Below are 19,732 nucleotides of genomic sequence, written 5' to 3'. Positions count from 1 at the left end.
TTTATTTATTGAATCAAAAAATCTGCGTAATCTCTAAAATCTGCGAGTGTATGATGAAATTTGCAGAATTATTGATGTGCTGTTGGAAGACTATTTCAAACTCAAAACCGCCAATCGATAACCCTCCATCCCAAAACCTGACAAAACCGCATCCGTACATGCTGCCGTCACAGATTTTTGTCTGAATTCTTCTCTCTTGTAAATATTGCTGATGTGCACTTCCACTTTCTGTTTCTGAATATTTTTTAAACAATCAGCAATTGCATACGAATAATGTGTGAAAGCTCCCGGATTAATCACAACCGCATCAAAATTATCTTCCTGAAGTCTGTTAATCAATTCACCTTCGATGTTTGATTGGTAATAATTTATTTCATGCGAAGAAAACTCAGATTTCAGCTTTTCCAGATAATCTTCCATGGAAATGTTTCCATAGATTTCAGGTTCTCTGGTTCCCAAAAGATTCAAATTTGGACCGTTTACAATTAAAACTTTCATAGGATAAATTTAAATAATTTAAATGAAAATATAATTGTGCGCTTTCAAATTTTTTTCTTGACAAAAAATGCAAATATCCAATTTTAATACCAAAACTGACATTCATCATAAGTTACCACTCAACTCAATTTTCTACACTATATTTGTGGTAAAGATTTGATACTTGAAGTTTCTCTTATCCTTTTTCATCGTTTTCACCATTGCAATCCGTCCTGTTTTGCCATTGGTCAATTATGCGGTCAACTATGACTATATTGTGAAAAATCTTTGTGAGAACCGAAAAGTTATTGAGTCTGACTGTAAAGGAAAATGTTTCGTCAAAAAAGAACTGGCAAAAACTGAAAAGCAATCCAATAACGTTCAGAATATAAAAATTACAGGATTAGATGTGTTTCTATCTCACGAAATTTTTTCTTTTTCAAATCAATTATCATCAGAGATTCAATTAAAAAATCCTAATTCGGATTACAAAGATTCTCATACTTCAGAATATTTCTCACGAATTTTCCATCCTCCATTATCCTAACTTCATTTAAACTAAATTTCTAGTTGTGTTTAATCTATAAACTATCGAAGATTAAAAGGTGTAAGTTGTATGCTTAAAAATCTATTCGATTTACTTCAACAATCTTAACAACTAAACTGATCTTAATGGTTCAAATATTTAAGTAATATTAAATTTAGTTTAAAGCTTTAATTAGTTTCATTCAAATCAATTATTAATTTCAATTTAAATAAAATGAAATCAAAGATTTTCTTAACGGCATTACTGTCCGTTTCGTTATTTGCCTGTGCGCAGGAAACCCCAAAAGTAAAGCATAAAACAAAGAATAACGCTTCAAAATCAACTGTAAAAACAGTGAAGTTTGCCAATGCAGTTGACCCTATCTGTCACATGAAAACAGAATCTGATATGAAAGATACTGCAGTTTATAAAAATAAAACGTACGGTTTTTGCAGTAGCTACTGTAAGGATGAGTTTAAGAAAAATCCTGAGAAATATGTCCAGAAATAAAAAGACCGATAGCAGTGCAAAAAAGAAGATTATCATTCCGGTTGCAGTTATTGCCTTACTCTTTTTAGGAATAGGATTTGGAATGAGTTACTTCAAAAGCAATCTGTATACGGTGATGAAGGTTCCTGATTTTGAACTGACGGATCAGAACCATAAAGAAGTGACGAATAAAGATATGTTGGGAAAAGTTTATTTGGTTGAATTTTTCTTCAGCAAATGTCCAACGATTTGTCCGGTGATGAATTCCAACATGAGAGCGATTGAAGAGGAGATCAATAATCCTGATTTTGGAATCATTTCCATCAGTATTGATCCTGAAAATGACACCCCGAAATTGCTGAGAAGTCATGCTCAAAGAATAGGCGTTAAATCTTCAAACTGGCATTTTCTGACAGGTGACCGGGATTATATCGGTAATCTAGCTGATCAGTTTGATATCTATGTTGGTGATAAAGAAGACGAAAGCGAAAACCTCAATCACAGCGGAATGATCGCATTAGTCGATCAGGACGGAAACATCAGATGTCGGTACAACAAAGAAAATATGCCCATTCTCTATTATTCAGGATTGAATTATGAAGATGCCGAAGGAAAAATCCCTAAATTGACCGGGAAGTTTCACCCCGACAGAGAAATTTTAATTGAGGATATTAAGAAATTATTGAAATAAAGACAGAAGCATGAAGCTGGATATGGAAAGTTACGATCACACCAAAAAAAGACTTCCATCACCCATCATCCAAAAAAAATAAAAGTTTAACCTTACATACAAAACATTATGAAGATTTTTAAAGTAGCTGCATTCACTGCAGTATTTGCGGCGCAATTTGCGTTTGCACAGTTCAAGCAAACACCTTTACCATATTCTTACAACGCACTAGAGGGAAATGTGGACGCACAAACTATGGAGATTCACTATTCAAAACACGCAGCGGCTTACGTGGCAAATTTGAATAAAGCAATCGCAGGAACTCCACAAGAGAAACAGTCGTTGTTTGAAATTCTTTCAAAGGCGGGAACTTTGCCAATGGCGGTAAGAAATAACGCCGGTGGACATTACAACCATGAGTTATTCTGGACGGTTCTGACTCCACAAAAAGACACAAAGCCTTCAGCTAAATTATCAAAAGCAATCACTGATGCTTTCGGTAGCATGGATGCCTTTAAAGAAAAAATGGCTAAAGCAGGAGCGGAGCGTTTCGGTTCTGGCTGGGCGTGGCTGTCTGTTGATAAAAGTGGGAAGTTATTCGTTTCTTCAACGGCAAATCAGGATAATCCTCTGATGGATGTTGTGGAAGAAAAAGGAACTCCAATCTTCGGAATCGACGTTTGGGAGCACGCTTACTACCTGAAATATCAAAACAAAAGAGCGGATTACTTAACTGCCATCTGGAACGTTACCAACTGGAAAGAAATCAGCAGAAGATATGACGAAGCTTTAAGCAAAAAATAGGCCTGAATTTAATTTGCAGCATATTCTCACCTTTTTCACGGTATTCATGCCTCTGATTCCGTAGGTGGAGTATGCTGTAGATTATCAATACATCAGTGAAGAACTCTGCGTCAACAGGAAAAATGTTGACCTTCATTGTAACGGAAAATGTTATTTGGCCAGAGAATTAGCAAAAACAAATGATACCGATTCTTCACCACTATCAAAAGGAAAAAATTCACTTCAAAAAGTACTGGATTTTACATTCCTACAGAGATTTTCAAAACCTCAATCGGGAACCATCTCTCATTCCCAAACCTGAATTTCACTTACAAAACAGTTTACACATTCCTCTTTCTGAAACATTTTCAGACCACCGATTTTTTAGTTATGCATATTAGCTTTTTTGGGCGATTCCCTTTCCCTGGCTATTCCAGCCGCTCGGGTCGGGCTGTCCGCTCATATCTTTTTGTATTGCCAAGTGAGTCTATAAAACAACGATTCACATAAGACAAAAAGGATAACCGCTACCATCCCTATCGCAGAAGCAGCATAAAATAACAATTCAACTAAAAATCAAAATCAGAATGAAAATTTATAAATTTTTATCACTATTCTTTATTGCATTTACTTTTCTCACATTCACATCATGTATAAGCAATGATGAAGAAGATTCGTCATCAACTTTGGAATTTAAATAAATAGAAATAGAATTTTAGGAATAAAGCAATTACAGTAATTCTTTCTTAAACCTAAAATTCTACTCTTTAATTGGAATAATCCTCATCCACAGTGTTGAGGACTATTTTTTATGACCTTTTATATTAGGTAAAAATGCAGTGATGATTCCCATTAAAGGTAAAAATGCGCAGATTTTGAAAACATATTCTATGCTGGTGTCATCTGCGACGGCTCCTAAAACTGCAGAACCAATTCCGCCCATTCCAAACATAAATCCAAAAAATAATCCGGCAACCAATCCGATTTTATTGGGCATCAAATCTGTGGCGTAGACTAATATTGCAGAAAATGCTGAAGCAATGATTAATCCTATGATAACTGCAAAAGTAATGGTCCAGAATAGTGAAAGATAAGGAAGGCAAAGTGTGAAAGGAGCGGCTCCTAAAATAGAAATCCATATGATTTTTTTTCTGCCGTATTTATCTCCTAATTTTCCTCCTAAAATGGTTCCTACAGCAACGGCTGCTAAAAACATGAATAAAAATAACTGAGAATCTTGTACCGAAATGTGGAATTTATCGATCAGGAAAAAAGTAAAATAATTGGTCATTGAAGCCAGGTAAATATATTTTGAAAATACCAAAGCCAATAGAATAATCACTGAAAACAAAACCTTTTTACGGGAAAGTTGTATTTCGATAATGTCGCTTGGATGTTTTGCTGATTTTTTTAGTGATAATCTTTCGGCATACCAATTTCCGATTCTCCATAATACAATAATTCCGATAAAAGCTGCTATGGCAAACAATCCTACATAACCTTGTCCTAAAGGAAGAATAATCAACGCAACCAATAAAGGTCCGACAGCGCTTCCTGAATTTCCACCCACCTGAAATATAGATTGAGCCAATCCTTTTTGTCCGCCCGATGCTAATTGCGCAACCCTTGAAGCTTCAGGATGAAAAATAGAAGAGCCCATTCCGATTAATGCAACAGAAATAAGAATAACATAATACTGATGGGCAGCAGCCAACAAAAGTAATCCGGCCATTGATAATCCCATTCCGATGGCTAAAGATCTAGGATTGGGTTTCTTATCCGTATAAATTCCGACAAATGGTTGCAAAATAGAAGCAGTGAGTTGAAATACCAAAGTTATAATTCCAATCTGGGCAAAAGATAAACTGAATTCTCCTTTTATTATGGGATACAATGAAGGAATGGTAGATTGAATTAGATCATTTAGAAAATGAGAAAAACTAATCATGAACAGGATAGGGTAAACAATTTTTGTAGTGTCAATTGTTTTTGTAGAGATATTTTCCATAATATTACTTTTATTCATCATATCATCTGATGAATTTTATTAAATTTTTTTAGTAAATCTGATCAACTATTTTTTGTGCAATAATATACGCTTTTTCAGCATTACCATTTTCGATAGACTGATAAAGATCGGTATGTATTTTTTGAGAAATTTTAAATGAGTCGGTATTGTTGTGATGTCTGATTTCAAAAGAATTCAATATGTGTTTTGTTGCGACTTTATAAATTTCCTTTAAAAGTTTGTTTCCACAAGCTTCTGCAATGGCCAGATGGAAATTGATATCTGCCTGATAACATTCTGTAGAGAGATTTTCTTCTGCGTACTGAGTTCTTAGATCTAAATATTTTTTAATATTTTTTAAATCTTCTTCATTTCGGTTCATTGCTGCTTTTGCTGCAATTTTTGAATCCAACAGAGAGCGAACTTCCTGTACATCCTGAATCTCCGCTTTATTCATTTGCGATTCTAAAGATTCCTGAGCATTCTTAGCAACCACAAAAGTTCCTACGCCTTGCTGCACATTGAGAATTCCTTTAATGGATAATATTTTTATTGCTTCTCTAATACTTGATCGACCAACGCCGTAGATTTTCATCAGCTCAGATTCTATCGGAAGTTTTTCCCCAATCGTGTACTCATCGTTGGAAATCCCTTCAATTAGTCGTTCTGCTACTTCCTGCGCTAAAGTTTTTCTTTGAATCTGCATAACAAAAACATCATATCATCTGATGAATTGCAAAAGTATAACATTTATATTTAACTAAACTGATTTCATGTATGATTTTTGACCGCATCTAAACAAAAAAAGAGATTTCAAATTTTGAAATCTCTTTTTGTAGCCCGTAGGGGAGTCGAACCCCTCTTACCAGGATGAAAACCTGAGGTCCTAACCGATAGACGAACGGGCCATCTACCAATCTGCAAATAAATTTACAGGGTTAGTTTTTTTGTTTTATAAGTTTCAACTCTTACTTAATTACTCGGTTAATAGTAATTAAAATTAGTAGCCCGTAGGGGAGTCGAACCCCTCTTACCAGGATGAAAACCTGAGGTCCTAACCGATAGACGAACGGGCCATCTACCAATCTGCAAATAAATTTACAGGGTTAGTTTTTTTGTTTTATAAGTTTCAACTCTTACTTAATTACTCGGTTAATAGTAATTAAAATTAGTAGCCCGTAGGGGAGTCGAACCCCTCTTACCAGGATGAAAACCTGAGGTCCTAACCGATAGACGAACGGGCCATCTACCAATCTGCAAATAAATTTACAGGGTTAGTTTTTTTGTTTTATAAGTTTCAACTCTTACTTAATTACTCGGTTAATAGTAATTAAAATTAGTAGCCCGTAGGGGAGTCGAACCCCTCTTACCAGGATGAAAACCTGAGGTCCTAACCGATAGACGAACGGGCCTACTATATAATTACGCTAATTTATTAACGTGCTTAGTCAATTTACTTTTCAAGTTAGCTGCCTTATTCTTGTGAATAATGTTTTTCTTAGCTAATTTGTCTAACAAAGCGATAACTTTTGGCAATTGCTCAGTAGCAGCTGCTTTGTTTTCTTCGTTTCTTAAAACTTTTAGAGCTGTTCTAGCAGTCTTGTGATAGTATCTGTTACGAACTTTTCTAACTTCGTTTTGTCTTATTCTTTTAAGTGCTGATTTATGATTAGCCATATCGTTTAAATGTGAGTGCAAATTTATAAACTTTTTTATTACCCACCAAATTTATTTTTAATTAATTTAAAATATTTTTAGTTTTCTTCTGAAAGGTACTTTTTAAGCTTGTCTAGTGCTAATTGTACTTTGTTATTTTCAGTTTCTTTTTCGATATTGTTGATAATATTTTCCAACATAATTATCGCATTGTTCCATTCTCCAGTTGAGTTGGTGAAAGTGAGTCCGTCAATGGTGACTTCAAAAGCACTTTTTTCCCCGTTCCTGTAAAGTTTGAAACTAATTTTATCATCCTTGCCTGTAATCCCTTCCGTACTAGTTTTTAAATCATAACTTTTTGGGTTGGAGCGAATCTTATTAAAAAGCAGTTTTGCTTCTTGAATTTTTAAATTCGGCATGATATAAAATTTGGTAGTTCTGTAAGGACTGTATTATCTACGCTTAAAAATAAGTGTAAATGTTTATCAGTTTTTATCCTGTCGACCAATCTCTCAGTCATTCTAAACTTTTGCAAAAGTAATATTTTTCAAATGTTAAACAAAATCAAATTTGAAATTTACGCAAATTATTACATAATTACTTGAAAATCTTTTTAATTATATTTCCTATTTCCATAAAATCATCATGATTTCCTACCGATCTTTTCTCAGAATTGGCACTGTCAAACTCTGAAAAAGGGAAAATCAACAGATAATTTTTATCGTGGAGATATTTGTTCATGAGTTCAGGAATCAATCTCATTTGTGGAATATAAGATTTCATGCCTCTTTTTGCCATAAAAACAATAAGCGCTTCATTATCTTTTAGCTGGGTTGCTGTTTTTTCGCCATCTTTCCAGGTGTTCATGATGATGAACTCTGCTTCGATGTTGGCTTTTTTAATGATTTTTTGTAAAATATCTAAAATTTCTTCTGTTGCATAAAAAGTGATTGTAGCGCCGGAATTTCTTGCCATATTCCAAACTCTCAACAAAGCGTGAAAAAATCCTGCTTCTCTATGCGCATTTTCCGGAATCATTACAGCATATCTTTTTATAGTAGATAAAGGTTGTGCCGCATGATATACCAACACATTCACGTCGTCACTCTGTAAATATCCATTATAAAGATTGTAGGCAAAAGAAGGAGAAAAACCTTTTTCATCTTCCAAACCTATAATTAAATCGGTGATATTTTGTTCTTTAATAACGTTATTTACCCCATTAATCACATCGTTGTCATATCTTTTTAAAGATTGGATTTTCACATCCGCTGCTGCAGCTGCATCGGTTGCTTGATGTAAAAGTTTGTCTGCATTTTTCACGGAAGATTCATTTTTATCTGCATTAATCACATTTAGTGCAAATAAATTTTCTGTATTTGAATGGGCTTTAATTAAAATTCCAAGATTTACCATTCTATCGACGGTCGCTTCATAATTTAAGGCTAAAAGAATATTTTCCTGTTCGTGACTGTTTCCTGAAACGGTTTCTTCATTATCCTGTTCTGCAATTTTCTGCGCACTTGCCATCGAAATAAATGATGAAATGGTACACGAAATCAGAATTAATAAAATACTGCCGTTTAAAACGTGTTCGTTGAGTAGCCTGATTGGTTCTCCGGTTTCAGTTTCAGAAAGAATAATGTTGTAACCAACCATTACGGAAGCTAATGTTGCCGCTGCAGAAGCTGAACTTAAGCCAAAAATCAATTTCCCTTCATCTTTAGAAAGTCTGAAAGTTTTTTGCGTTGCAACAGCCGAAAGATATTTCCCTCCAATCGATGCAACGAGCATGATTCCTGCAACTTCCAAGGTTTCCCAGCTTTTAAAGAAAACTTTAAAATCAATCAGCATTCCGACACTAATCAAAAAGAAAGGAATGAAAATAGCATTTCCGACAAATTCTACACGGTTCATTAATGAAGAAGTATGAGGAATCAATCTATTTAAAGCCAATCCCGCAAAAAAGGCTCCGATAATCGCTTCAACTCCTGCTAATTCTGCCAATAAAGCAGCGAGATAAATCATTACCAATACAAAAATGTACTGCGAAATTTTATCATCCACTTTTTTGAAAAACCATCTTCCAATCATCGGGAAAATCACCAAAACAATCACTGCAAAAACAATAAATGAAATGGAAAGTTTTAACCAAAATTCTGTTCCTACATCACCTTGAGACATTCCGACAATAATCGCAAGAACCAAAAGCGCCAAAACATCGGTAATCATTGTTCCTCCAACCGTAATATTAACTGCTGAGTTTTTAGCAATTCCTAATTTACTGACTAAAGGATAGGCAATTAATGTGTGTGAAGAAAATAAACTGGCAAAAAGAATGGAAGTTAAAACCGAAAAATTTAAAATATAAATTCCACCTAGATATCCTAAAACAAAAGGGACAACGAAAGTGTAGATTCCGAACGTTAAACTTTTCCATTTATTTTTCTTGAAATCTCCCATGTCGATTTCCAGACCGGCGAGAAACATAATGTAGAGCAGTCCCGTTGTTCCAGTCACTACAATGCTGCTGTCTCTTGCCAGAACATTGAATCCATTCGGACCGATTACCGCTCCTGCAATGATTAATCCCAGTAAGTGCGGAACTTTAATTTTATTGAGTAAAAGTGGTGCTGCCAGAATAATAATCAGTACCAAAAGAAACTTCAGTACCGGATCTTCGATGGGAAGACTCAGGTTGTGTATGCTTAGTAAAGTCATTTGTGTCTATTTTTTGGAACGTACCAATTCTACAGAAAATTTCGCCATGCAGTTGTCAACCGCAATGGTTCTAATGCCTTTCATTTTAGAGTCTGAAATATCATTCAGGAGAACGTTCATGTCTACCTGTTTTTTTGCAGTGGAATCTGTTTTAAAATTAAGTTTGATTTCGTTGTTTTCAAACTTTCCGGAGTATAATCGTACTAAATTATTGTTATTGATAATTTTGGAGAATAATTGCTGTGAATCACTGTCGAATTCCCAAGTATCGGTTCGTTGATCTCCCACTACATAATCACTGCAGTTGGATTCTGTACAGATTACTTTTCCAATCCATGACCCGGTAATTTCATCTGGCCATTTCACTATTTTTATGGAATCTGAGTGTTGTAAAGCAAAGATACTATCTCTCATTTTTATGAGTGAATTGTACTCTGCTTCTTTTACTGCGAAAGATTTTTCTTTATCTAATAATTGTTTTTCTCTCAATTTCAAATCGTTTGCTTTGTCTTTGTTGTCGCAGTTAACGAGAAATAATAAGAGGAAAATGGCGAGTATAAAATTTTTCATAAAAAATAAGTTGTTCCCTAAATATAAGGAAAACTTACCGATAAAAACTATTTTTTAACCAAGAAAAGAAGTCTTAAATATTTAATTAAAGCTAAAAATGGAATCAAATTTTAGTTGGAATAATCTTTCAAAAGCTGTCTGTAACTCATCAAAATTGTTGATTTTGATATAAAACCGATGAATTGATTTTTCTCATCTACAACAGGTAAATTCCAGACTCCGGTATCGTCAAAAGTTTTAAGAATTTCCAAAGGCTGATCTTCGGGATGAATAATTGCAACCGGGGTTTTCATCATTTGAATCAGAGTTGCCGAAACTTCATCATTTGAAAATAAATAAGGTCGAATATCATCTAATGTTAAAACTCCTTTTAGTGTTTTGTCATCATTTACGACAGCAAAAATGTTTTTACTTCCGTTTTTTACCAAATCAAAAAGTTCTGTAACAGGTGCATTAACGGAAATTGTCTGAGAATACCGGTCGATGAAATCTTCGGTTTTTAGTGAAAACAATAAATTTTCGTCATGCTTATTCGTGAAAATTTTTCCCTGATCTGCCAATGATTTTAGCTCGGGAGAAATAGGAGAGAACCATTTGGCAATTAAATAAGAAATAATCGAAACAATCATCAAAGGAATAAATAAATCATACCCAAAACTTGATTCTGCAATCAGAAAAATCGCAGTTAAAGGAGCATACATTACTCCGCTCATCGTTCCTGCCATTCCGACCAAAACAAGATTGGTAACCGGAACATTTTCAAAACCCAATTGTTGACAAATAATCGCAAATAAATATCCAACTGTACCTCCTGCAAAAAGGGAAGGTGCAAAATTACCTCCGTTTCCGCCACTAAAAATGGTAAAAGAGGTTGCAAATGCTTTCAATAAAAGAACAAGAACCAAGAAAATAATAATGGTGAAATTTTTAATCTCAAAATATCTGAACAAGCTGTTTTCTATTATAAAATGTGTGTTTCCGTTGGTGAAAGCTTTCACTGTATCATAACCTTCCCCGAATAATGGTGGGAAAAGCACACAAAGCAACGATAAAACTGCTCCGCCAAACATTGCTTTTCTAAGGCGTGAAAACTTTAAATTCTTTATGAAATGCTCCACTTTTTGTGATATCACAACAAAATATCTTGCATACAATCCGCTGAAAATTCCTAAAATCAAATAATAAGGAACGTTTAAATAATTAAAAGCTTCCCTTGTATAAAATCTGAAAAGCACATCTTCCTGAAGTAAAATTCTCGAAAGAAGACTTCCACAAACCGCAGCTACAACTAAGGGAATAAAATCTGTAAAAACCACTCCGGTTAATAAGATTTCAAAAGCGAACATAATTCCTGCAATTGGAGCGTTGAATGCTGAAGCAATTCCTGCAGTTGCTCCTGCAGCCAATAAAAGGGTTCTTTCTTTATAAGTTAAACGATAGGTTTGTGCATAATTAGAGCCAATTGCTGCTCCCGTAACGGCAATGGGACTTTCAAGACCTGCAGAACCACCCAAACTAACGGTAATTGCACTTTGGATAATCTGAGAATACATTTTCACTGAAGAAACTATGCTTGAATTCTGGGCAATTTCATATAAAATAGCACCAATCCCTTTTCTGTCTTGCCCTTTGAATATACTTAAAACAACAAGCGTTGTAAGAACAATTCCTAAAAAAGGAAATATAATGTAGAATAAAATCTGATATTCAAAATGAACTTTTGTCGTGATAAAATTATGAATGCTGTGAACCAGAGTTTTTAAAACAACTCCTGCCAAACCTGCAGTACAACCCACAAGAATTCCCGAAAGTACAAGAAATTGATTTCGGCTCAGTCTGGTGTTTAGCCAATGAAGTATGAGTTCGTAGCTTCGGGCTTTTTCGAGTCCATACTTTTGAAAGTCTCTTTTAAATTTTAAAAAGCTTAGAAACTTTCTTTTATTATGAATTTTCACCTGCTTAAATTTTGAGAGTGGGTTGAAATAATAGAAGCCACAAATTTAGGGAATATTTTTTCAGGGAGGCTGAAGTTAATTTTTGTTTTGAAAAATGAGTAGTTTTGGAGAGTTTATAAGAAAATCTACTAGTGATGAAAAAAATGACTATTAGGTATTCTAAATGAAATTAATTTTAAATTATGATGAAGAGAAAGTATATTAAATTTTTGCCAATCGTTATAGTTGTAATAGTTGTTGTCGTATTTTTAGTTTATAATAATCATCCTAACAACAGATTTTATATTGAAAAAGTAAACTCCAAAGTTGTGAAAAGAAGTAATTGGCAATTAAGAACCACTGAGTTTTATTTAAAAAATGGATTAAGGATTGATTCAACGGGAATTTTACCATTAGATATTAAGGTTGGAGATTCTATTTCTAAAGAAGCGAATACTCAAAAATTTAATGTTTACAGGAAAAACAGAGCCAATAAATTTAAACTTCACAAAGTTTATAAGAAATTGTAGTTTAAAAAAGATTGATAATGATTTTTTTGATCATTAAATGACCTTATAGACAACAAAAAGTTCTCTGAAAAGAGAACTTTTTGTTGTAGTCTATAGGAGAATCTAATTCTATCTCTAAAAGACCATGAATAAAGCATTGTTTGAAACGTCAGGGACAAATCAGAGACAAAACTTTAATTTTTCATGATTAAATTGTAAGAACTAGAAATCTCCCGTCTAGGGTGGTGCAAAGGTAATATTTTTTATAATGTAAAAAATAGTCAAATAAAATAAATTAAAAGAGATCCATCATTCAGCCTAATATAAACGTTGAAAACACAAAATTCGTCTCATTCTAAATCTCTTTTTGAAATAGCATATGTTTTATCTCTTGGCAATTATCAATGGATTTTGTTTTATCAATGTAAATATTTAGTAAACATATTGTGTTTGAAAATAAGAAACCCTCTCTAATGACGTCTTAAAACTTGTTTGTAACAATTGTTAAAATTTTCAAGTTGACTAAAGATACAGTAAATTAAGACCGCTTATTTCTATGTTTGAAATTCAAAAAGATAATCGTCTTCTCTATCTTCTTCTGTTTTAATTTTTTCATTAAGGTCAAAAATTTGTTCGAGTTTAAATTCGTGATGGAGAAGTTCATTATACAGATTGTGGATCATTCTAAAATCGGTAAGAAATCTATTTCCAGAATCACAATTCTGTTCCCACTTATCACCAAACCCTGAATACCAATTATAAAAAAGCATTGCTTGTTCATGGTTTGACAACTGCGCTCTTAAAATTCTTAAATAGCTTCTTTTTTGTTCATAAGAAATTAAAGATTCGGGCTGCGAAGCAATAAATTTTACTGTTAAAAATAAATGTCGGTAAATATGTGATATTTCAGAAGCGTGTCCAATTCCAAAAGATCTACCATTCGAACTTAATTTTGTATTAATGTCTCTATAAATATATTTTGATAAGTCGTCGGTAAAAGATTTTGTTAGCAATACTTTAGTAAAAAGTTTATTTAGTTCGTTTTCTAACCCATAGAAGAAGATTTTGTACGTAATCAAAAGTTTTTCTTTCTCATTTAAATCACTTGTATAAATTGAGTGAAGAGAAACCACACTATAAATTGATTTTATCTCATTGCAATAATCTTCAAAAACTTTACGTCCAGTGGACTCCTTATTATAACCATGGTAATATAATTCATTTATATTAGATTTATGTAACTTTAGCATTTCATAAAATCGAGTTTCAATTTGTTCAATTTTATTTTTCGTTCTTTGAGTCGATTGATCTACAGTAAATTGATTTTTTGCTTCATTAATCTGTTCCTTAAATATATGTATCTGTAATTTATTTGCTTTATATTGCATGTAAAATGCTAATCCGGTAACTATTACAGCGGCTGAATTAATAAATGGATTAGTAATTCCTCCAATAGTGTCACCAATGAAACCGGTTTTTTCGGATACAAACTTTTTATATACCCACTCTTGAGAAAATATTACAACTGCTATAAATGCTGATATTAGTAAAAGTATTGCTAGTAATAACAAGAAAATACTATTCTGTGATAAATTTGTATTATATTCATTATCAATTGGTTTATACTTTTTAATAAAAATATATCCACTCCAGTTGTATAGAAATGAAATAATGAAGAAAAATACAATAATTAGAAGTAATATTACACCGATCATTTTTAATTTTCTGATTTTTTAAAAACAAAATTTTGTCTACCGTATACTGATTTAAAGACAAAAACTTTTCAGTAGTACAACAACAATTCGATTATTGTTCAGACTCATTGCTCTTTAGATCAAAAGTTATTATAATTACATCTTCACAGTAATTAAAATTACAGCCGTTTAACAAAATTTATACCTGTGTCAGTTAAAATATAATATTCACCATTTTCGCTTGATGGCAGAACAGCTTTTACCATACCTTGAAGAATCAATTCACCAATCAATACATCCAAACTATAATCAATTGATGCCCCCCAAGGTGTATCAATATCTACCGTAACAGTCTTGTCTAAGATATGTTCTAAATGAGCCATGGTTGAACCGATGGCGAGTTTATATTTTAATTGTGTGAATGCCTCAAAAAAAGAAACAGTTATTCCATTTCTCATCTGTGTGAAATTAGCTTTTAAAAGTGTTTCAATTTTATTTAAATCTATCAGTCCCAACTTATTAATGTGAAAAATGTTCTTCTCAAGTTCAAATTTCTCTTGCTCCAAATCAAATTTCTCTTTTTGAATCTTAATAAGATTATTGTTGGCAACTTTCTTACCATGTGACTGCCAAGCTTTAGATGCGAGTTTTGCAAAGGGAATTACATATTCATCTTTATTAAAAATGGGTATGCTTAGTGACTTCAAATCATATGATATGCTGTCTCGTGTTAAATCTTGATCAACGAAAATTGTTAATATATTATTTTTTTCTTCAGCTTCTCGAAAGATTGCAGAATCCAATTCTTTCTGTACCCAATATGATTCTAAAGAATTTTTAGTTAAATAGATGAAAAAAACATCACAATTAGGAATTCCATCATCAAATATTTTCTTTCTAATTGATTCTCCTACAGGTATCTCCCATTCATCATACCATACTTCGATACCGCATTTTCTTAAATCGTTTGCAATTTGCTCAATTATAACTTTATCTTTTTTAGAATGTGAAAGAAATATTTTTGGTTTCATAATTTTAAAGTTAGGTTTTTTCTTATGTGTAAAATTCTGTTGTATTTACACCAATAAATATTAAATCTCTGTGCAGAAGTTTATCTTGGTTTGAGAATAAAATTGTTAGATGATTTAGAAAACTTCTCTACAATATATTGATTGAAGCTCTCGGGAAGTTTCCCGTAACCAGTAGTTAGAATTACTTGATATTCTCTCTGAATCGTCGTTTCATCACTTCCCAAAGTTATTGCATATTCTAATAATTCTAGATTACGTTTTAAATGGTCGATATCTATACCAGAATTTTCAGGTGTGTCAATAAGTAAAAATCTTGGATGTTTTACTGAAGGAAGATTTAAAGCTAAATTGAGAATCGTAAAATAATACATCAATCTTTTTGGTACATCAGTACTATTTGCTTTATATGCAAGATTATCTATATACGGCATATAATCATCATCTATATATGCAACTTTACTTTCATATGATGATCTGGCAAGTAATTTACTATAAACCTTGTTAAAAGATTCAATTGTATCTAAATTATTCTTTTCAAATGCCACTTTTGCCTTATTGAAATTTACTTGTGCTATACCTAAATTCTTGACTTTCTTATCAAAATCCTCCTTTAGCATTTGAAATTTTAAACTGTTTTTTACGTCACTATCAATCTTAAAAAGTTCTTCTTTAATTTTGATTATCTTATCATTTAAATCATCAATTATTAAATTATTACCCGCATATTCGGCGGTTGCTATAATTTTTTTTAGTTTTTCAGTATTTTCGACTATATGTCTAGCATCTATTTCAAGTTCAGCAGTTAGTATATCAATGTCAAGTTGATATTGATGCTTAGCAATAAGAATTGCATTAATGCTTTTTTGCTTCCTCTGCAAAATATCTGTGTATTCACTTGAGTTATACACAAATTTTTCATAATCGTCAATATTGAATTTAGAACCACATATACAAAATCCTTCTTCAACATCTTTTTTATTTAAACAAAATGGACATACTTCCATCGCAAATAAATCCAGTTTATCATGCGTAAAAATGATCTTCTTTATTTGTTGAATCTCTTCTTCTAATTTTCTATAAAGTTCTTCGATATTATTTTGCTCATTTTTCAAAGAAATTAACTTGACTCTATTTTTTGAAGAGTTGACTTCAAGATTCGTCAGAGCACTTTGAATATTTGCTAATTCACCTATTTTGTCATCAACAGTTGTATTTTTCTTTAAATAATTATTACGTTGAGACTCATGTTCATGAAGGTTTTTTACAAGAGAATTTTTTTTCTGTGTTAAAAAAGTAACATCGAATAAATTACCAGCAGTTGATTTAAAACTTTCATATATTGCTTTGGCTGTATCTCGCGCTTTGGATAATGCTTTAAGGGATTCTAAATGTTTAAAATATTCTACCGAAGACATGCCCAATAGAATTTCAAATATTGACTTTCTTATTAGAATAGAGTCTGCAATAAAGTTTTCTGCTACTGGAGATTTATAGATTTTGCGAGGTTCTGTATTTTGATCATAATTCAAAAGTCTAAATAAGTCTGAGAAGTTAAAATACCAATGTGAAGCCCCTAGATACATCTCAAAAACAGGTATTTTAAGTTTCTCTAAAAGCCAATCTGAAAAAATAAAGTTTCGGGAGTATCTTACTATGGGGTAAGTTTCAATTGATACATAATCATCTACAAATACATCTGATTGATTGATGAACCTTTTAAGTGAATAAGGTTTATTATCAATCAATATATCTAACTGTATATAATTATTGGTATCTTCTAAAATCAAAAAATATTTTGCATCATCATCATCATCATTAAATGATTTAACTTTACCTCCTAATCCATATTCTATAAAATAACTAAATGTACTTTTTCCTGATCCATTATCACCAACAATTACATTAATGCCAGTTTTTAATTCTGGAGACTCATAAAAAAAATTATCTCCAGAGTATATAACTTTTTTTACAATCAAACTTCCCATGTCAAAATATTATTATTGTTAAAAATTTTTTCTACTAATGTTTTAATCGTGAGACGTCGTAAAGATGCCGTATAATTATCTTTTAACATTTTCACATTTTCAATTTCCTTTCCAAAAATTTCTTTATTAAAAAATTCTTTTGGAATTGACTCTTTATTTAGCCATAAATCTATTGTTTTGGAAGATGAGTTAATTGTAACATCAATAAAATTTTTATTTTTTAGAACTATCAACAGGTGATGTAATAATTTCTTTTTGATTTGTGCCTTTTGATAAATTTCTACTAATTGTTGTTCGCTAAATTCACTAGGATTACCACCTTCATTGACAAAATCAACTAGGTATGCAATCTTTCGAAAGTCTTTGAACCTTTTGGTTTCGCAGTTACATTCAAGAGAATTCAATAAAATTATTGTACTATATGCCAAAAAATTATAATCTTCTTTTTGAATAAACATTAAAGATCTTTTGGCGGCATTTCTATTCATCATAAACACCCTCTTTATCGAACGATAGATAACATTCGTTAATTAAATCTAAAACAATTCTTTTTATAAGCTGAGTATCCAAAATCGGATATTTGTATTTTTTTGACTTTATGTCTAAGATTTCGACACCTCTATCAGTATATCTCTCTATAAGATTCTTAATCTGTTCATCAGACAATATCGATGAGTCGTTCTCCTCTAGAAATATTTGTAATTCTTCTTGGCATTCTTCAAATATTCGATATTTGATAGCACTTAAATCTCTTTCAGAAATACCCATTAGTTCTGATTTACCTAATGCAAGTTGTTGACATAAAATCTTTATTTGTAAATTTGAAAAATCAGTATTAACAGCTTTTATTTTTTCTCCTAAATCCCTATTGTCAATTATGCCAATCTCATTGAACCTATTACTACCCCAATAATCTAATGATTGATCCATTATTACTGTAGATACTTCTAACCCAATACACTGTGCTATTTCAGTCAAAGAACAGCATTTAATATCATCATTGGAAGCATCATCTCCCAAAACGCTTTTCAAAATTCCAATTAGAAATAGCTTATCATCCATTATAATGAATGCTCCGCTTCCAGACAGGCCTTTAGCATCATCAGAACCTGCTTTAAAAGTATCCTTATGAGTGAGAGTTATTCTAAATTCTCTTCCCGAAACTTCATTAAGAACTCTTCCCTTGTAAGATCTACTTTGATTTTTATTTATATTTTGAAAGCCGGTAAAAGCCACCGGAGTATCAAATTTAAATTCATCACAAATTGAAACGTTTGGAAAAATTCGTCTTGTATCGATATTTTTTAATTTTAGTAGAACCCAGTCATCGACTTCACTTTTAGCAACAATCTCTTGTATTTCAACTTCTGAGAAAGGAGTATTAAAAGCTTTTTGCTCTTCAATTTTGATTTCAGATAGTTTAACATTTTGAAATTGTTTTTCATTCCCATATATACAATGAAAAGCTGTAATTACGTAGTAGTTCTCTTTAAATTTTAGAATAACACCACTTCCATGGCTCTCATTTTTACCATCGATGACAATTGTAATTCTTACACAAAGTTGAGTTAATATTGTATCAGTCATTTTCGAAAATATTTGCTTTTTCAAATAATTGCCAATTACCTTCTTTTAAGTCTTCATCATTAACAAATATTCCAGCATTTCGACTAATTAACTCCTTACTATAATTTAAATAAATTTTACGTAAAGGCGGTTTATCGAGTTTCTGTCTTTCAGTGTGGTACAGAATTCTTGCAATTGTCTCTCTATCTGGATGAGTATGCCATGCATTTCCACCATTTGTCGAGATTATAAATTTATCACAATCAATAATGTCTAGAAGGCTTGTCGTTGTATTATTTTTACTTCCATGATGAGATACTTTAACAAAATCAACATTTAGTTTATTAGCTTCTGAATATCCTTTAGATCTTAACACACTTTCAACAAAAGTTGGATGTGAATCACTCAGAAATAAGACACTCATATCAAACGTCTTAAAAATGAACGCTATAGAGGAACTATTAACAATGTCAGACGTAATACTTTTTTCTGGTTTATCATCAAATTTAGCTAATTGCAGTAATGAGCCTCTATCTATTTGAGAAGTTTTCAAAGACGATATATTAATGTCAGTAATTTTTTTTGAAAATTCGTCACTCAAGTCATCCCACTTTTTATATAAATGATCAATAATTTCCTGTGAGGGTGATATTATTTCAATTTCGATTCCATCGGGAAGTGTCGGCTTATACCCAACTACTACATTATTTTGTAATTTTTCTTTTATTTCTCCTTTTTCTATCAAAAGCTGCTCAAAGTCTATAGCTTGACTAAAACTAATATTTTCACTATAAGATATTAATTTTATATTTTTGGAATTAAACCAATATTCACCTACTTGGTTAGGATTAAAGTGAAAATTTTTCAAAAATTTAATAAGACCTGCGATATGATCAGAATCAATATGTGATAAAACTAATATATTGATAAGAGGAATTTTACGTAATTCTTTTTTCAGAGTTTCATCAAAAGTTTTTGCTGTTCCACCGTCTATTACAATATTAAATTCATTTTTATATTTATCAAATGTTTTAATAATTAGAGAATCTCCATGATGTGCTGGTAAAACAAGGAGTTGGGTCTTAAGATTATTATCAGAGACTTTTTCCACTT

20 protein-coding genes and 4 tRNA genes are annotated in these 19,732 nt (G+C 31.9%); 6 read left to right on the top strand and 18 right to left on the bottom strand.

Annotated features, from left to right (window positions below):
• Window positions 1–90: 90 nt before the first annotated feature.
• Window positions 91–498 carry a type II 3-dehydroquinate dehydratase gene (locus OEA66_RS07450; protein WP_267280768.1) on the bottom strand — a complete coding sequence of 136 codons (408 nt, stop codon included), beginning with the start codon at window positions 496–498 and terminating at the stop codon, window positions 91–93.
• A gap of 163 nt (window positions 499–661) precedes the next feature.
• Here OEA66_RS07450 and OEA66_RS07445 point away from each other — a divergent pair, with 163 nt between their 5' ends.
• The 5 genes from OEA66_RS07445 (at window position 662) to OEA66_RS07425 (ending at window position 3,267) form a co-directional block, all read left to right on the top strand.
• The gene (locus OEA66_RS07445; protein WP_267280767.1) at window positions 662–1,024 is read left to right on the top strand and encodes a hypothetical protein; all 363 of its coding nucleotides are present in this window, start codon (window positions 662–664) and stop codon (window positions 1,022–1,024) included.
• A 213-nt stretch (window positions 1,025–1,237) separates the two neighbouring features.
• Window positions 1,238–1,513 (top strand): YHS domain-containing protein, encoded by a 276-nt coding sequence (locus OEA66_RS07440; protein ID WP_267280766.1) that lies wholly within the window; start codon window positions 1,238–1,240, stop codon window positions 1,511–1,513.
• Window positions 1,500–2,183, top strand: a complete 684-nt coding sequence (locus OEA66_RS07435; RefSeq protein ID WP_267280765.1) for an SCO family protein — start codon at window positions 1,500–1,502, stop codon at window positions 2,181–2,183. The genes OEA66_RS07440 and OEA66_RS07435 overlap by 14 nt, the downstream gene beginning before the upstream one ends.
• Window positions 2,184–2,291: 108 nt before the next feature.
• Window positions 2,292–2,966, top strand: coding sequence for a superoxide dismutase (locus tag OEA66_RS07430; RefSeq protein ID WP_267280764.1), 675 nt, complete (start codon window positions 2,292–2,294; stop codon window positions 2,964–2,966).
• A 64-nt stretch (window positions 2,967–3,030) separates the two neighbouring features.
• Window positions 3,031–3,267, top strand: coding sequence for a hypothetical protein (locus tag OEA66_RS07425; RefSeq protein WP_267280763.1), 237 nt, complete (start codon window positions 3,031–3,033; stop codon window positions 3,265–3,267).
• A gap of 480 nt (window positions 3,268–3,747) precedes the next feature.
• On the opposite strand, the gene OEA66_RS07420 is transcribed toward OEA66_RS07425, so the two are convergent.
• From OEA66_RS07420 to OEA66_RS07370, 11 genes are all read right to left on the bottom strand, one after another.
• Window positions 3,748–4,974 (bottom strand): MFS transporter, encoded by a 1,227-nt coding sequence (locus OEA66_RS07420; RefSeq protein WP_267280762.1) that lies wholly within the window; start codon window positions 4,972–4,974, stop codon window positions 3,748–3,750.
• A gap of 28 nt (window positions 4,975–5,002) precedes the next feature.
• Window positions 5,003–5,659, bottom strand: a complete 657-nt coding sequence (locus OEA66_RS07415; protein WP_267280761.1) for a FadR/GntR family transcriptional regulator — start codon at window positions 5,657–5,659, stop codon at window positions 5,003–5,005.
• Between the two features lie 130 nt (window positions 5,660–5,789).
• Window positions 5,790–5,861 (bottom strand) — tRNA-Glu (locus tag OEA66_RS07410).
• 96 nt (window positions 5,862–5,957) lie between these two features.
• Window positions 5,958–6,029, bottom strand: a tRNA-Glu gene (locus OEA66_RS07405).
• Between the two features lie 96 nt (window positions 6,030–6,125).
• Window positions 6,126–6,197: transfer RNA gene (locus OEA66_RS07400), tRNA-Glu, on the bottom strand.
• A gap of 96 nt (window positions 6,198–6,293) precedes the next feature.
• A tRNA-Glu gene (locus OEA66_RS07395) sits at window positions 6,294–6,365 on the bottom strand.
• A gap of 10 nt (window positions 6,366–6,375) precedes the next feature.
• Entirely contained in the window at window positions 6,376–6,630 is a 255-nt protein-coding gene (gene rpsT / locus OEA66_RS07390; RefSeq protein WP_048501176.1) for a 30S ribosomal protein S20, read from the bottom strand.
• Between the two features lie 77 nt (window positions 6,631–6,707).
• Entirely contained in the window at window positions 6,708–7,028 is a 321-nt protein-coding gene (locus tag OEA66_RS07385) for a hypothetical protein (protein WP_267280760.1), read from the bottom strand.
• Window positions 7,029–7,206: 178 nt separating this feature from the next.
• The gene (locus tag OEA66_RS07380; protein ID WP_267280759.1) at window positions 7,207–9,330 is read right to left on the bottom strand and encodes a cation:proton antiporter; all 2,124 of its coding nucleotides are present in this window, start codon (window positions 9,328–9,330) and stop codon (window positions 7,207–7,209) included.
• 6 nt (window positions 9,331–9,336) lie between these two features.
• Window positions 9,337–9,900 carry a hypothetical protein gene (locus OEA66_RS07375; RefSeq protein WP_267280758.1) on the bottom strand — a complete coding sequence of 188 codons (564 nt, stop codon included), beginning with the start codon at window positions 9,898–9,900 and terminating at the stop codon, window positions 9,337–9,339.
• A 110-nt stretch (window positions 9,901–10,010) separates the two neighbouring features.
• Complete coding sequence (locus tag OEA66_RS07370) at window positions 10,011–11,855, bottom strand: chloride channel protein (RefSeq protein ID WP_267280757.1); 1,845 nt, start codon at window positions 11,853–11,855, stop codon at window positions 10,011–10,013.
• Window positions 11,856–12,037: 182 nt separating this feature from the next.
• Between OEA66_RS07370 and OEA66_RS07365 the strand changes: the two genes are divergently transcribed.
• The gene (locus tag OEA66_RS07365; RefSeq protein WP_267280756.1) at window positions 12,038–12,364 is read left to right on the top strand and encodes a hypothetical protein; all 327 of its coding nucleotides are present in this window, start codon (window positions 12,038–12,040) and stop codon (window positions 12,362–12,364) included.
• A gap of 533 nt (window positions 12,365–12,897) precedes the next feature.
• On the opposite strand, the gene OEA66_RS07360 is transcribed toward OEA66_RS07365, so the two are convergent.
• From OEA66_RS07360 to OEA66_RS07335, 6 genes are all read right to left on the bottom strand, one after another.
• A complete protein-coding gene (locus OEA66_RS07360) occupies window positions 12,898–14,058 on the bottom strand; it encodes a putative phage abortive infection protein (RefSeq protein ID WP_267280755.1) in 1,161 nt (386 codons plus the stop codon).
• 158 nt (window positions 14,059–14,216) lie between these two features.
• Window positions 14,217–15,068 (bottom strand): toll/interleukin-1 receptor domain-containing protein, encoded by an 852-nt coding sequence (locus OEA66_RS07355; RefSeq protein WP_267280754.1) that lies wholly within the window; start codon window positions 15,066–15,068, stop codon window positions 14,217–14,219.
• 80 nt (window positions 15,069–15,148) lie between these two features.
• A complete protein-coding gene (locus OEA66_RS07350; protein ID WP_267280753.1) occupies window positions 15,149–17,053 on the bottom strand; it encodes an AAA family ATPase in 1,905 nt (634 codons plus the stop codon).
• Window positions 17,041–17,544 carry a hypothetical protein gene (locus tag OEA66_RS07345; RefSeq protein WP_267280752.1) on the bottom strand — a complete coding sequence of 168 codons (504 nt, stop codon included), beginning with the start codon at window positions 17,542–17,544 and terminating at the stop codon, window positions 17,041–17,043. The genes OEA66_RS07350 and OEA66_RS07345 overlap by 13 nt, the downstream gene beginning before the upstream one ends.
• The gene (locus OEA66_RS07340) at window positions 17,534–18,640 is read right to left on the bottom strand and encodes a trypsin-like serine protease (protein WP_267280751.1); all 1,107 of its coding nucleotides are present in this window, start codon (window positions 18,638–18,640) and stop codon (window positions 17,534–17,536) included. Before OEA66_RS07340 ends, OEA66_RS07345 begins: the two co-directional genes overlap by 11 nt.
• Window positions 18,633–19,730, bottom strand: coding sequence for a ComEC/Rec2 family competence protein (locus OEA66_RS07335; RefSeq protein ID WP_267280750.1), 1,098 nt, complete (start codon window positions 19,728–19,730; stop codon window positions 18,633–18,635). Before OEA66_RS07335 ends, OEA66_RS07340 begins: the two co-directional genes overlap by 8 nt.
• Window positions 19,731–19,732: the final 2 nt, after the last annotated feature.

It is taken from the genome of Chryseobacterium luquanense, assembly GCF_026460945.1.
Taxonomy (GTDB): domain Bacteria; phylum Bacteroidota; class Bacteroidia; order Flavobacteriales; family Weeksellaceae; genus Chryseobacterium; species Chryseobacterium luquanense.
Note: the sequence above shows the minus strand (reverse complement) of the source record. Positions and strands in the feature narration are given on the sequence as shown.

Excerpts from the sequence above, each read along its gene's own strand:
- OEA66_RS07450 (WP_267280768.1), bottom strand. The coding sequence starts at position 498 with ATGAAAGTTTTAATTGTAAACGGTCCAAATTTGAATCTTTTGGGAACC.
- OEA66_RS07440 (WP_267280766.1), top strand. The coding sequence starts at position 1,238 with ATGAAATCAAAGATTTTCTTAACGGCATTACTGTCCGTTTCGTTATTT.
- OEA66_RS07435 (WP_267280765.1), top strand. The coding sequence starts at position 1,500 with ATGTCCAGAAATAAAAAGACCGATAGCAGTGCAAAAAAGAAGATTATC.
- OEA66_RS07430 (WP_267280764.1), top strand. The coding sequence starts at position 2,292 with ATGAAGATTTTTAAAGTAGCTGCATTCACTGCAGTATTTGCGGCGCAA.
- OEA66_RS07420 (WP_267280762.1), bottom strand. The coding sequence starts at position 4,974 with ATGATGAATAAAAGTAATATTATGGAAAATATCTCTACAAAAACAATT.
- OEA66_RS07415 (WP_267280761.1), bottom strand. The coding sequence starts at position 5,659 with ATGCAGATTCAAAGAAAAACTTTAGCGCAGGAAGTAGCAGAACGACTA.
- rpsT (WP_048501176.1), bottom strand. The coding sequence starts at position 6,630 with ATGGCTAATCATAAATCAGCACTTAAAAGAATAAGACAAAACGAAGTT.
- OEA66_RS07385 (WP_267280760.1), bottom strand. The coding sequence starts at position 7,028 with ATGCCGAATTTAAAAATTCAAGAAGCAAAACTGCTTTTTAATAAGATT.
- OEA66_RS07380 (WP_267280759.1), bottom strand. The coding sequence starts at position 9,330 with ATGACTTTACTAAGCATACACAACCTGAGTCTTCCCATCGAAGATCCG.
- OEA66_RS07375 (WP_267280758.1), bottom strand. The coding sequence starts at position 9,900 with ATGAAAAATTTTATACTCGCCATTTTCCTCTTATTATTTCTCGTTAAC.
- OEA66_RS07365 (WP_267280756.1), top strand. The coding sequence starts at position 12,038 with ATGATGAAGAGAAAGTATATTAAATTTTTGCCAATCGTTATAGTTGTA.
- OEA66_RS07360 (WP_267280755.1), bottom strand. The coding sequence starts at position 14,058 with ATGATCGGTGTAATATTACTTCTAATTATTGTATTTTTCTTCATTATT.
- OEA66_RS07355 (WP_267280754.1), bottom strand. The coding sequence starts at position 15,068 with ATGAAACCAAAAATATTTCTTTCACATTCTAAAAAAGATAAAGTTATA.
- OEA66_RS07350 (WP_267280753.1), bottom strand. The coding sequence starts at position 17,053 with ATGGGAAGTTTGATTGTAAAAAAAGTTATATACTCTGGAGATAATTTT.
- OEA66_RS07345 (WP_267280752.1), bottom strand. The coding sequence starts at position 17,544 with ATGATGAATAGAAATGCCGCCAAAAGATCTTTAATGTTTATTCAAAAA.
- OEA66_RS07340 (WP_267280751.1), bottom strand. The coding sequence starts at position 18,640 with ATGACTGATACAATATTAACTCAACTTTGTGTAAGAATTACAATTGTC.